This window comes from Pedobacter heparinus, from assembly GCF_032678725.1.
Classification (GTDB): Bacteria; Bacteroidota; Bacteroidia; order Sphingobacteriales; family Sphingobacteriaceae; genus Pedobacter; species Pedobacter heparinus_A.
Genome location: NZ_JAVTSC010000021.1, coordinates 1 through 14,364, shown reverse-complemented (window position 1 = coordinate 14,364; position 14,364 = coordinate 1). Strand labels below are relative to the sequence as shown.

The 14,364-nt window shown below is 39.3% G+C and carries 8 protein-coding genes and 2 pseudogenes; 3 read left to right on the top strand and 7 right to left on the bottom strand.

Going from position 1 to position 14,364, the window contains the following annotated elements; genetic code table 11:
* Positions 1-8 precede the first annotated feature (8 nt).
* Positions 9-1,000 (top strand): annotated as a pseudogene (locus R2Q85_RS24630) (aldose epimerase family protein).
* Between the two features lie 207 nt (positions 1,001-1,207).
* On the opposite strand, the gene R2Q85_RS23095 reads toward R2Q85_RS24630, so the two are convergent.
* The 7 genes from R2Q85_RS23095 to R2Q85_RS23065 form a co-directional block, all read right to left on the bottom strand.
* Positions 1,208-1,747 (bottom strand): hypothetical protein, encoded by a 540-nt coding sequence (locus R2Q85_RS23095; protein WP_316814172.1) that lies wholly within the window; start codon positions 1,745-1,747, stop codon positions 1,208-1,210.
* 53 nt (positions 1,748-1,800) lie between these two features.
* Positions 1,801-2,979: an Sb-PDE family phosphodiesterase gene (locus tag R2Q85_RS23090; protein WP_316814171.1), complete on the bottom strand. Its 1,179-nt coding sequence runs from the start codon at positions 2,977-2,979 to the stop codon at positions 1,801-1,803.
* A 122-nt stretch (positions 2,980-3,101) separates the two neighbouring features.
* On the bottom strand, positions 3,102-4,460 hold the full coding sequence (locus tag R2Q85_RS23085; protein ID WP_316814170.1) for a RagB/SusD family nutrient uptake outer membrane protein: 1,359 nt from the start codon (positions 4,458-4,460) through the stop codon (positions 3,102-3,104).
* 18 nt (positions 4,461-4,478) lie between these two features.
* Positions 4,479-7,661 carry a TonB-dependent receptor gene (locus tag R2Q85_RS23080; RefSeq protein WP_316814169.1) on the bottom strand — a complete coding sequence of 1,061 codons (3,183 nt, stop codon included), beginning with the start codon at positions 7,659-7,661 and terminating at the stop codon, positions 4,479-4,481.
* 126 nt (positions 7,662-7,787) lie between these two features.
* The gene (locus R2Q85_RS23075; protein ID WP_316814168.1) at positions 7,788-9,881 is read right to left on the bottom strand and encodes a phosphodiester glycosidase family protein; all 2,094 of its coding nucleotides are present in this window, start codon (positions 9,879-9,881) and stop codon (positions 7,788-7,790) included.
* Positions 9,882-10,021: 140 nt separating this feature from the next.
* Positions 10,022-11,362: a sugar MFS transporter gene (locus R2Q85_RS23070; protein WP_316814167.1), complete on the bottom strand. Its 1,341-nt coding sequence runs from the start codon at positions 11,360-11,362 to the stop codon at positions 10,022-10,024.
* Between the two features lie 8 nt (positions 11,363-11,370).
* Entirely contained in the window at positions 11,371-12,153 is a 783-nt protein-coding gene (locus tag R2Q85_RS23065; protein ID WP_316814166.1) for a phytanoyl-CoA dioxygenase family protein, read from the bottom strand.
* Positions 12,154-12,265: 112 nt separating this feature from the next.
* Here R2Q85_RS23065 and R2Q85_RS23060 point away from each other — a divergent pair, with 112 nt between their 5' ends.
* Together R2Q85_RS23060 and R2Q85_RS23055 are read left to right on the top strand one after the other, a co-directional pair.
* A complete protein-coding gene (locus tag R2Q85_RS23060; protein ID WP_316814165.1) occupies positions 12,266-13,156 on the top strand; it encodes an AraC family transcriptional regulator in 891 nt (296 codons plus the stop codon).
* Between the two features lie 879 nt (positions 13,157-14,035).
* Positions 14,036-14,364, top strand: a pseudogene (locus R2Q85_RS23055) (hypothetical protein); the annotation flags it as partial.

Sequence of the window (14,364 nt, the reverse complement as noted above, 5' to 3'; positions counted from 1 at the left end):
TAAAAAAAATAGGTGAACATGCTGATGGTGAGATTATTAAGATAAGTCTGATTAATAATAGCGGATATAAAGTAGACATCATTAATTATGGTGCCATTATACAAGGAATATTTATGCCTGATGCATATGGCAATATCGAAAATTTAGTTTTGTCTTATCCCGACGTGACTGATTATTACAACGACCAGCACTACATTGGGGCGGTAGTGGGGCGCTACGCCAACCGTATCGCAGGGGGTAAATTAAATGTAGGGGACGCTATGTTTCAACTTGGCTTAAATGAAAATGTAGTGCACCATTTGCATGGCGGAAAAAATGGGTTTCATAAAAAATTATGGCATATTCAGAGAACCCTGATTACAAAAAACTGCTCTTTTTTGGAACTCACTTTGTTTAGTCCACATATGGAAGAAGGTTACCCGGGAAATGTGCGGGTAACTGTAACCTATACCTTAAATGATGCGAATGAATTAACCATCCGCTACCAGGCAATAACTGATTTGGACACTGTGATTAACCTTACTAATCACAGTTATTTTAATCTTTCAGGTGGTAAACGCGATATTTCTGGTCATTCGCTCAGAATAGCTGCCAAAATTATACTCCAGCTGATGAAACTAATATTCCATTAGGAACAGTTGAACAGGTAAAAAATACGATGTATGATTTGCGTCAACCGGTGACAATAAAAACAATTATGCATCAAATCCCCACTGCAAATTACTGTCTGGCCAATAGCTCAAATCTAATGCTTGCGGCAATTTTAAAAGATCCGTTAAGCGGCAGAGGTATGGAAGTAAGCACTACCGCACCAGGTTTACAATTGTATTGTGGCAACTATTTAGCCGGCAAATTTATGCCATTTACAGGCATTTGCTTAGAACCGCAATATTATCCTGATTCACCAAATCATGCTGAGTTTCCAAGCACTTTTTTGAAAATCGGACAAAAATACGATGAGCAAACGTGCTATAAATTTTATCATTCTGATAGTAATTAAGCACAAATAGATAATTACCCCATTCGGCATTTTTCGCTATCGCTCTCAAAAAGCAAGGCTTATAGTTATTTGTCATATCAGCAGCGGCACAGTCAACTTTTAAACTACGGATAAGCTCATATTCTCTGCCATTCAGGTTGATCCGAATTGACTCTATCTCTTTTAATTGATTTTGTTAAAACACCGTAAGTATAACTCCTTTTTTTCTCAGACATTAGCAGCACAATCCAATACATCCAGAAGAAACTGTACAGTTAAATTTCTAATTTTTATCTTGAGGAACCCAGAATAAGGTTGGATGGCAAGGCCAAGAAGTTCATCAAGGATTTCTTTTGACTTTAAAGATCCTTTAAATAACCTACTAGGAATATTTAACAATGCGGTTTCAAAAAATGATGCTTCTTCATCATTAAAGCCTAAAAATCGTCCATTGCCCGCGATTTTGATTTGAAACAAGTACAATACACTTTTATCTTTCGGTTTTCCTAATGTGCTATATAGCTCATTAGGAAAAATGATAAATATATCTTCGCCTTCTAAAGCATACTTTGCATCTCCTACTTCATAAATCTGACTGCCTTTATCCAAATAACAAATTCCCATTATATCTGAATTCGTTTGGCCATCGAATGTCTGAATTTTATTATTAGAATATTTCTCCAGCCTAACAATTTCTTCTATTCCCAGATGATCAAAATTTACAATAATTTTTTTCGAGGTGCTATTTGTATCAATTCCCGTGTTCAATTTTGTACTGTAATTTTAGTGCACAATATTAAATGACTTTAAATTAAGGCGAGCTAATTTTCAGTTGAAACTATAAAGCTTGTCTTTAAACTTTCATCGGGCGATATCAGGATATTCATTACGTTAATTTTAAAGTTAATTTGTTTAGGATATTGCCACATCGCCCTTATTGTTAATTCTGTTTCCTTATGGGGTGCAAGGATTATCTGTCCCAATGAATAAGTTTCCAATGTAAAGGGGCCTGATGTTTGAAGTTTAAAAGGAATATCGCTGTCATTAAATAGCTTGACCACCAAAATTGGCTCATCCCTTAGCTTACGCCGTTCTGCTTTTACCTTGATAGCAGCCTTAAAAAATGATTCAGCCTCTACTTGTCTGGCTATCAGATAATCATCAAAATATAAAGCTGTTCTCCGAGCTAATAGTGCTTCTTTTATGCCCGCTTCAGTTTTTTCCTTCGCAAAAACCAATGTCATAGGGCGATGAGTTTTAGCGTATCTTGGATACATATCGTTATGCTCATCAGTATTACATAGCATTGTCAGGTTATATTTCATAGCCAACCTATGTGCTGTTACATTATAAATGCCTGAATTAACTACTTCAATGCCTTTTAGTATATTTTTTTGAAGGAGTTCCTTGTGAAAATTTGTAAAAACTGCAGTATCATGCACAACCCATGCAGGCATATTACCAGGATGATTATATACCACAAAAGCATCTTGCTTTTGTGCAGCCAGAAAAGGTGCTAACAAATCAGCATGAGTTGGGTTATCCTTCATGATAAATTGCTTCTTGCTTATCTTCATATAATCAAATGGTAAATTTGAGTCTTTTAAAAATAATGCATTGTTATGATATGGCGGTACCCTGGGAGATATCTCAGCACCTTTAATAATTAAGATATTTTTTCCTTCGGCGTACTCAGATGCTAAATCATATGATCTGTTTAAATCCTTCTTGATATCATCAGGGGAGCCTTCATAATCGGTATGTTCAGTAAGTGATATGGCATCCAGATCATCACGTAAAGCCTCAAATACGCGAAATGTAGGCCATACATGTCCGTCAGAAAACACCGTATGCATATGGAAATCGCATTTTAACGTTTTGTATCCAGGTATGTCAGGCAACAACACACGCCGTTGTAATTCTTTTGCATCCTGGATTTGTGCAGATGTGATACTGATTGGCCCGAACAATAAAAAGTAAAGTATTAAACAATTTTTCATTTATTTAAATTAAGTAATTCTCTATTTATGCTTATATATGGTTTCAAGGGAACAGAAACAACAATTGTAATTTACCCATAACATTTTATAGTTAATGAAATTTATTTCCTGTTGTATTAAACTTAGTAAATCGGGTTTTGCGTATAGCCTGCCAGGTCACGCTGAACCTGTGGTATCGGGTAGTAAAGTAAATGGTTGCGTCCGGCCAGTGTGGTTAGTAAATCCGTTCTCCCGGTTCTTTTAATGTCATACCACCAATGCCCTTCAGTATAAAATTCCCGTCGGTTTTCATTTAATACAAGATTTTGATATTGGGTTGGATTCAAAGCAGCTACCGATGCCTGGCTTGGGGACATGGCATACCGGGATGCAAAATATGGTGTAAGCGTAGCAGCACCATTAGCCGCACCCTGTGCTTCCGCTTTGATCAGGTACATTTCAGCTAAACGTGAAAGTACAATAGGTGCAGCGTTCGGATTTGCCGAGACGGCTAGTTGTTGTCCGGCCCTTCCGTTCGAGTATTTGATAATCCGTGTTTTATCTGCGATAAATGTTGCTGTCTTTCTCTTATCATCCGTCTTTATCACTGGCGATGTTTGGTCGGAAAACAGGTTGTTGTAAATAAAATCAGTAGGAGAAAATGTCCAGGAAGCCTTGGTATCATTTGTAAAACCATATAAAATATGGGTATTTGCAGGGCTGTTATTGGCCAGTGCAAATATGGTTTCTTTGCTGGTAGATCCGGAAACAAATATACTGGAATAGGATGTGGCATCAGTTGCCAGTGCAAATCTGTTGCTGCTAAAATTGATGACAGAATCGGCATAAAGCGCGGCAGCTGTAAGATCATTTGTTGCCAGTGACACCTTTGCAATTAATGCTTTTACAGCCTGGTCCGATACATAGAAATTGTTGGTAAACGGGCCTACCAATGATCTTGAAGCGCGAAGGTCGGCTTTGATCTGTGCCCAGACAGCAGCTTCGGTAGACCGCTGAACCGCTTCGTTGGTATTTTTTAACAAGATAGGCACCCCGCCCCACCTGGTAACCAGGTAATAATACATCAGGGCCCTGAAATACAAAGCTTCTCCTTTATAAGACTTTGTGGCTGCTGTCGCATTGTTACCTAAATTGTCTGCCGATTCAATTAAAAAATTAATGGTACTGATCCCATTATAAGCATTTTGCCATAGGGTAGCAACATCTGCATCTGTAGGTGTTAAACCAACAGGATCGATCAACGCGGGCACCGCAGGGCCTGCCTGAAGATTTTCACCTCTCCTGTCAAAATCAAAATAGAAGCTAAATGCCACGTCTTCCATCCTGGAATACATACCTGTTCTTAACTGTGCAATATCATTAACACCCAAAGAACCCTCTGGAATTGCATTTTGAGGAGAAACGTTTAATTCTTTGCCACAGCCACAGATCATAATACTGATGGTCAATGCACTGAAAAATATAAATTTATAAGTATTCATATCGTCTATTTTTAGGTCTTAAAATTTGATATTTATGCCCAGGATAAAAGTTCTGAGGGCGGGCTGAAGTCCAAAGTCAACCCCATAATTTGGGTCACCCGGATTGGTCACATAAGACTGTTCAGGATCGTAACCATCATACTTTGTCAATGTCCACAAATTATCAACTGAAGTATATATCCTGATGGATTCAACTTTTAATTTGTTTAAAATTGCCGCAGGCAATTGATACCCCAGGGTCATAGTTTTGATGCGCAGATAAGAGGCATCCTGCAAAAAGTGGCTGGAAGGTTCCTGGTTGTATCCATTCGTGTACCCGGTTGAAAAACCACCCATTATTGCCCTCGGCATAAAATTGCTTGTGCCAGGACCTTTCCAGTAATGTGTTGCAGCATACTCGTCAATATTGGAAAACTGGATAGCTGTGCCTCCGCCGGGAATCACCACCGATGAAAAAGTATTTCCAAGGGTCTGGGATCCTTCCGGCCCACCCCCTTTCCAGTTGGCAAAAACCTTCGCGCCAACCGAGTATTGGGCAAATACATTCAGATCAAAGCCTTTATAGCTTAATGAGCTGGTAAAACCCCCATACAAGTCAGGTGTGGCTTTGCCAACATATTGCCTGTCTGCCGCCGAAATGTCTCCATCTCCGTTCACGTCCTGGTAAATAATGTCACCGGCCCGTATACCCTTGGCCAATAATTTTGCAGGCACCTCAGTGTCATACTGATAAATACCGGTTTGCTTAAGTAAATAAAACGCACTGATCGGTTTTCCGTTTATGAGCGCGTGAATACCAGATCCGCCCGCAAGTACTGTACTTCCCGCGCCCGGAATCACAAACTGATTGCTCCCGTCATATAGGGAAAGAAGTTTATTGCTTACAATAGATATATTAGCAGATACATCCCATTTGAGTTCCCCCTGCAATATTTTTGAATTTATCCCAAGCTCAAAACCCTTATTTTGAAGCGCACCTATATTAGCGGCCACGGTACTATAGCCGGTAGTGGCATAAACAGGTTTATTGTATAAAAGATTGGTGGTTTTCTGATAGAAATAATCGGCAGTTAATCCTACTCTACCATTAAAAATTTCAACATCCAACCCAAGGTTAAACTGTTTGCCTTTTTCCCAGGTCACATTTTGGGCAATCTGCGACAGCCTTAGTCCGCCCTGGTTATTATAGGAGTTACCCCCCGAAACCAGCGATTGGTTTGCATAGTAACCGATGCCCGCCTGGCTGCCCGTTACCCCATAGCTTGTCCGCAGCTTTAAATCTGAAAACAGGCTACCAAAGGAACTTTCTTTCATAAAAGATTCGTTGATGAGCTGCCAACCCAATGAAAATGAAGGAAATACCCCGTACCGTTTGCTTTCAGAAAAAACCGAAGAGCCATCGTATCGTAAACTGCCGTTAAAAATAAAGCGCTTGTCAAATACCAGCGTCATCCTTCCGAAATAACTGTCCAAAGCATAGGTATCATAAGTAATCACATCCGGAAAAATATTGGTCCCTGCATTTACTGCATCAAGGTTTTCAGACGGAAAGGCCTGGTTAGCATAATTGCTGCTGTACATTCCTGATTTATCATTTACATACTTTTCGAAAGAATGGCCTGCAAGTACTGTATAATCCAGTTTTCCTATGTTGTTTTTATAATTTAAAACATTATCGATCACATATTTATATTGAATATTCCGGTTTTCCAGCACAGCTCCATTACCCGCGGTTACGTTTCTGGCAGCCATTTTAGCGGTCAGCTTTTTATTGTTGATGAATAAATTGCCATAACCACTAACAGAAGGTGTAAAAGTTAAGCCTTTTAAAGGCTTAAGGTCCAGGCTAACCCGGCCTATTATTTCAGAACTTCTTTGTTTCCAGATTTCTTCATTTACGATCATTACCGGATTATGGTTCCTGATTCCGTCAATCCCCGCAACAGTATAATTACCATCATCCAGGTAGGGTGCATACCAGGGCTGCTCTGTTCTGGTATAATAAAGTGGTTTTAAACTTGTACTGGTTTCTTCCAGTAACCTTTGAGGGGTATAGGAACCGGATAAACTGGCATGAAAAGTGGCGTATTTATTGGCAACATGGTTTGCATTTAACCGATAATTGTACTGTTCGTAATGGCTGTTTTTTAGGATACCCTGCTGCGTATAGGCACCGAATGAAGTAAACACATTGGTTGTACTGTTCCCACCCGAGAGGTTAAGCTCCAGCCTCGAATTAAACGCTGAATTTCGGGTAATGTATTCCCCCCAGTCAACATCTAAAGGATTTGGCGGTATATACAGGCTCATATTCGTGCCTTTCTGCGCATTGTAATTGCTAACAGCATCCTGCATTACACTGATATACTGGGCAGTATTGGCAACCGGGATATCATTATGAATGTTACCTTTACCGGCTAAATAGTTTAACCCTACCTTTGTCTTTCCTTCCTTACCGGATTTAGTGGTAACGATGATCACCCCACCGTTGGCCCTTGAGCCATATATTGCAGAGGCAGCAGCATCTTTTAAAGCCTCGATAGACTCAATATCACCGGGGTTAAGGTTTGGGGTAACATCAAACGGTACACCATCCACAACATATAACGGAGAACTCCCTCCACTAATGGAAGATACTCCGCGTACTTGTACAATGGCCTTTGTACCGGGTGTTCCCGATGGAGTCAGTATGTTTACACCGGTAGTGCGCCCCTGCAATAATTTTATAGGGTCGTTTATGGCACCTTTATCAATTTTATCAGGTTTTATAGAAGCGATTGATGAGCTTACCTCAAGCTTTCGCTGACTGCCATAGCCAACAATCACTACCTGGTTTAACTCTTTACTGTCCCCGATAAGCTTTATCATTATGGAATTACTACCATTCACAGGCACTTTGTAACCAGATAAGGTTTGGGTTTCGTAGCCTATACTGCTAAAAGTAAAGCTATAGGTGCCATCAACAGGCAATTTAAAGAACTTGAACATGCCATTCGAATCGGTTTGTGCCCCGGATGTCAAGTTTGTAAGTGAATTTTTAGCCAGGACTGAAACAAAAGGCAAGGCCTTTCCAGATTCATCGCGGACCACGCCGTTCACACTTCCCGTTCTTTCCTGTGAAAAGGAAGCCAAAGAATAGCATAGCAACAGTACAATGTAAATCCATCTGTTGTGGTAGTTAAATGGTAAGTTTGTTTTCATTTGATTTATAATTTACATGTTTTTGGGCAAAAGGATTCCTGTTACCATGTGGTTGTTTAAAGCAATGAATGATCTTCAACCCTCTGCTGACAGTAAGCAGCAGAGGGATTTGAATATTATTTTAAATTATTTTGGGACAACCACCAGCACATTTGTTAAAGAAATCCGCTGACGGGCATATGGGGTTGTTGGCCATGGCAGTGGCCCTGAATGCCAGTTAGGATAATTTACAACTCCTAATCCGCCACTGACCCCTCCATTGTCGCCATAACCCTTTATGGCCATAGTTGTTGATCCGCCGCCATCAAAATTTAAAGCATATTTTGGGTTAAAATAAAGCTGCAGGAACATTGTTAAGTCCTGGACAGTTAACCCTACATCTGGAGTATTGTGACCGTCAACGGTGACGAGCATAATCCGGTTATTATCGAGTACAGCAATAGCCGTTCTGGGAAATGCATATCGCATTGTTAATCCTTGCTTAGTTCCAGGATACCCACTATAATAGCTAGTATCTAATCCAACTAGTGTATGGTTATTAACGAGCAATGGTGACCCAGAAATCATATTGGAATAAGAAGAATAAGCACTGCCATCATAAACATGAGGATGTACTGTCATATTGGCCCTACTCATTCCAAACACATTTGTACTAAAATCCCAATGAAACTCTGCTTCATGAATCCACCAATATTGACTCAAATAGGAAACGTTATTATCCCAAACTACACCATCGGCGTCGACAACTTTACTACCATTAAGTCTGATGTAAGATGCATGATAATCGAAGTCAGAAGTACTGGTGTCGCTCGAACCACGATTTCCAAAAGTACCATTTATAGCAGCTATTGCACCAGGCACAGGGTTAGCCAGATTCGTAACCGTAGTCGCACTCGCAAATGCAGCAGTTTTAACAACAAATTTAAACAAACTGGGATCAAGAATAAGCACATGAACATTTTGTGCCTGAGTTAACTGACTGTACCTTGCATAAAATTTGATATTTTTCATTTTATACCAGGTTAATCCAGACGCTAAGGTTGTTGATGTCCAGCCGTTTGTTTTAAGTAAATCACGGGTAGTAGTCGTTAATTTCCTAATGGCATGATTATCCATATCAGCCACAAATAAACTACCTGCCGCATCAATTGTTATTGCTGTTGGAGTACTAAATTTGATAAAATCTCCTTCCCGGGCACCTGCGGTACTGTCGCCGGCAATAGTCGACACGTCACCTCCGGGTGCATATCTTCGTATATTGTGATTTACAATATCGGCCACATATATTGTGCCGCTTGTTGTACAGGCAATACCAAAAGGCTCTCTGAACTTAGCTTTGTTAACCGGCCCATCGATATGTCCGGTATCGGCCACGCCCGCAACAGGAGACGCACCTATGTAGGTGCTCACTACTGCCCCAGGGACAGTAATTTTGCGGATACAGGCATTAAATCTATCTGCTACGTATAAAATCCCACTTGGACCGAAAGTTATGCCACAGGGTTGGTTAAATTTGGCTGCAGTACCAGTTCCGTTGGCAAAACCTGCTATATCTCCAGCAAAAGTGCTTACAGTTCCACCCGATATTTTACGTATTTTGTGGTTGCGTGAATCCGCTACATACACAGTTCCATCACTCGCTATACATAAATCTATTGGCCAATTGAATCTGGCACTGGCAGCGGCACCATTTGCAAATCCTGTGGTACCATCACCTGCAAATGTAGTAACAACACCTGCAGCTGTAATTTTGCGAATGGCTCCGTTATCTCTATCGCATACGTACAGATTATTTGAGGCATCGATTGTCAATTTTATCGGTGAATCAAATTTAGCCGCTGTACCTGTACCATTAACAAAACCCGGCAAGCCGGTTGATGAGCCGGCAAAAACTGATACAGTGCCCGCTGTAGTCATTTTACGGATGACATTGTTATCTCGATCGCAAACGAACATGTTTCCGCCTGAATCAAATACGACACCTTCGGGATTGTTGAATTTTGAAGCTAGGCTAGTACCATTTACAAAACCCGAAGAACCAAGTGTGCCAGCAAAAGTTGCTGCTTTATAAACGGAATCGCTTCCTCCTCCGCCTCCGAAAGCTGATGAAACGTTTGAATAAGCTGGTGCCCTTTCCTTTTCATTTTCGTCTGGAGTAAGCGGCTTTTTGCAGGAATAAATAACTATGGCTGCAACTAATAATAATATTAACTTTTTCATGCTGTTTTTCATTAGTAGATTAATTTCTAGACAATTGAGAGGTTATTACTAATAGTTTAACAATGCGTAAGTAGTCCCTACTTCGACTATTGCTTTTCAGAATGCTTGTTGTAAGTTTCTGTCAATAAAAACCTCCTTTTTTAATTTTTTTTGAATTGTTCTTCATGGATATGATGCGGGTCTTGTACAATATGCTTGTGTTGAAATTTGCCGATGGTAGAACCCTTTTTAGCAAAAAAATATATAAATAAATAGCATGGTATTAATACCCAGTATGCTTTTTGTGGGCTAACCGTGTCACTTAAATGACCGTATATTAAAGGTGTAATCGCGCCGCCGATTACACCCATAATCATCAATGCAGAACCCTGTTTGGTGAACTTACCCAGACCATCAATTGCCAGTGGCCATATAGACGGCCACAATAATGCATTAGAAAAGCCCAACAAGGCAATACACCAAACAGATATCTCCCCTGTAATAAAAATGGATGATAATGATAAGACTAAACCGATAATTGCTGAATATTGAAGTGCCATTTTCTGGCTGATAATTTTTGGTATAGCAAAAGCTCCAAATAAATAGGTTGCCATCATAAATATTAGCGTGTAGGTGGCAAAGAATTTTGCTTCCTTAAAGCTAAATCCTATATGTTGCGCATAATTAATAATTGAATCGATCGCCAGTACCTCAACACTAACACTACAAAAAACAGCAATAGCACCATAAACAAGATATGGGTATTTTAAAACACTAGTTCGGGTATCAATAACTTTCTGATCAGTGTTTTCTTCAATTTCTTCTACATCAGGTAAATGGGAAAAGCTGATCATAATGCAAAGCGCAATAAGTAAAATGGCGATGATTAAATAGGGGATGGCTAACCGGTTTGAAAGTGCATCCAGAACTGCATTTTGCTGCTGAAGAGAAAGGCTTGGCAATGTTTTTTGTAATTGATCTATTTCATCAGGACTCTTTGTAATGGCATGTATTAAGATTAACGGGGCTACAGCACCCGCCACTTTATTGCATATCCCCATGATGCTTATTCGTTTGGCTGCGCTTTCAATAGGGCCTAAAACTGTTATATATGGATTTGAAGCTATTTGTAATAAGGTTAAGCCAGTAGCTTGCACAAATAATCCAATTAAAAACAGCCAATAAATCCTATTCCACGCAGCAGGGATGAAAATCAGGGCTCCAACAGCCATAGTAAGCAGGCCTAAAGACATTCCGTTTTTCAGGCCGGTCTTTTTTAGAACTGCCGAGGCAGGAAACGCCATAACAAAATACGATATGTAAAATGCAAAGGCTACAAGCATCGCTTCTTTATTGTCCAGGTTACAGGCTAACTTAAAGTATGGTATGAGCACAGAATTTATCCAGCTGATAAAGCCAAAAATGAAAAAGAGGATACCAATGATTACGATTGCACGATAGTCATTTTGCTTTTGATTACCAGTTGATTTAATTCTGTTCATTATTCTCATTATTTTTTAAAATCATCATTTCTAACCGTCCTATCAGCCGAATTACCACTACGGCCATGATCAAAATTTTGTGCACGTTCAAATGCTATCATATCAGCTGATCTATAATTGGTAATTAATGCCGGCCTGGATGTAGCTGTAATATTGCCCCTGCTGTAATGGAGGGTTCCGCCATGATGCAGTATACATGAGCCTGGTTTCAATTCAATATAAATACCTTCATCTTCCGAGCATTTGCATACGAGTGCTCCTCCGTTTTTACCTGCATAAGTGTGTGTTCTTAATGGTTGTAAATGTGACCCAGGAACGTACCACATACAACCATTTTCTTTTGTAGCGTAATCCAGGGCGAGCCAACAGCTCAGTGCACGCTTGTCAGGTAGGTTAATCCAGTAGGCCGCATCCTGATGCCATGGCGTTGGGGTATTTGAGTACGGCGCTTTATTTATCAGCATATCGAAATCCATTTTCATATCATTGCTATAAATCTGTTGAGCAATTAATAACGTACGTAAATGATAAGGCATGTCTAATAAATCAGGCACAAAGTCACTGGGCCACATAATTTGAGTGATATTTTCTGTTGTTTTGTTATTGCCAAGGCCGTCACCCAGGTCCGATCGATTTTTGCCAACATCGATAGTGCCATTGAGAAACTGATCATAAATGTGCTTGTATGCTTCGACTTCATCTTTGGTGATGATATCCTCTATGACAAGATAACCTTCATCATTGAAGAAATTGATTTGATCTCTGCTTATGGAAAATGTATTTGTTTTCATGTATTTATCAGTATAATGCTTGTAAAGAAAAAAGTATATTTATATTATATTCGTTACAATCAAATGTAATCAGTATGCTATAGATGCACTTGTACAATAATATTTTAGTACTATGATGAACGTTTATCCTTTAGATACCAGCTCAACAAACGAGAGACAGATTATCAATTTATCTGACTACGGCTTATGCAATGCATTGGTTATTGGGAGGTATAAATACAACTGCGCGCATGCGAAATTGAGCGATCACTATCATGAAAATACAATAGAAATTTGTTATTGCCATAAAGGCAGCCAGGTTTATACTGTTAACAATAACACATATCAGATTAAAGGAGGCGATGTATTTGTTACGTTCCCGAATGAAGTGCATAGTACCGGTGTCTATCCTGAAGAAAAAGGAGTATTGTACTGGCTGCTGATACATGTTCCAGTAAAAAAGAAATTCTTTGAGTACAGTCAACCAGATAGCCGGGCTTTTATTGATGCTTTGATAAATTTACCAAACAGGCATTTTAAAGCTACAGCCGAAATGGGAAAAACACTTGAAAATATTATTAAGGCGGCACAAAAGGATGCTCATAAATTGCAAAAAATAGTTATCCAAAATTTAATAATTTCATTTCTATTCCAAACCATTGAGGCTGCTTCCTGCTTAACCAAAGCACAGCGGCAAATCTCAGATTATACTGCTAAAATTGACCATTTTATAGCTGCCCATTATAAGGAGACCTTATCAATAGAATTAATGTCCAGTATGCTTAATTTATCAGAATCAAGATTTAAATCATGGTTTAAACAAGAATTTGGTGTTCCTCCTTTAGAATTTATCTTACGCAAGCGGATTGAAGAAGCCAAAAGGATTATGGAATTACAAACTGAAGTGACCATGAGCAGTATTGCTTACGATCTCGGATTCTCATCACCACAGCATTTCGCTACTATTTTTAAGCGATACACTCTTTTATCACCTAAAGAATTTAAGGCCACTTTAAAAAAATAGTTTCGATCGTTTTTCCACCATGGCCATCAGCTTTTCCATGGCAGCTGTGTTTTGCGTTTTCCGATTTTCATTGCTGTCAATGCAGTGATGATTTGATCAGAAAGCCCAAACGTCTGAATAGTGTTCTGTTGATAAATGAATTTGCGTTTTATATTCTTTATGCCCCCGCTGATCAGGGTGAAGAAGAAAGTGTGATTACGGCTGCAAGCAAATGCCTTCTGAGCTCATTGATTCCCGGACAATGGATACTGAAGTTAAGATTGATTAACGTCCTTACCGCTACTACTTGTCTTTTTTTTGGCAGGAAACTTCTGCTACAATGCTGTCCAAACTAAATCCACGTCTTCCAGAAGTTCAAATGATGGTGAGCGTTTTTATCATAACAGGAAGTTAGTTTCTTGTTTTGAAAATGTAGCTAATTCTTTAATTGAACAGGAAAAATTATGGTTTTATACCGTGCTGATAAAAACGTTAAATACTTTATTGCCTAAGTTATGAAAAGAAGAACATTCATGTATTTATTTAGTGTTGCAGCCACTGGTCTTCCTTTTTTTATGGCTTTAAGCAGGCTGAAAAGTTGATTACAGCTTTGTAGACCTGAATACTTATCGCTTATATGTAATGAGGCCATGCTCATTGAAATCGGGAAGGCTTACAAAGCAAAGTTTCCTTCCGAAAGCAGTACCAGTCAGTTATTAAACTTGCTTTTAACCGATGACCAGGGAAATAGACTTTCGGCATCCGCTGATGATAGAAGGATGAAATCACTTCTTAGAAAAAAAATTGGGCAGTAGATCGAGAATGGTAAAACAGTTGTTGTCAACGGATGGGTAATATCCGTTACCGAAGCGCGCCAGTGTTCACATTTAACTGATTAACATGTATATTGATGCAAGAACAATAGATGATGGCACTGTAATAGAGGGAGATATCTGTATTATTGGTGCAGGGGCAGCCGGTATAATTATGGCTCTTGAATGGATTGATACATCTTATAAAGTAATCCTTTTGGAAGGTGGTGGATTTGAATACGAAGATAAAATTCAGGAACTGTACGATGGCAAAACTACGGGTCAGCCTTACTACCCTTTAAAAGCAATGCGGCTACATTACTTTGGCGGCACAACAGTACATTGGGGTGGTTTCTGTTCAACATTTGATCAAATAGATTTTATAAAAATTTTGCTTTCATTTTTGACATGCATTAA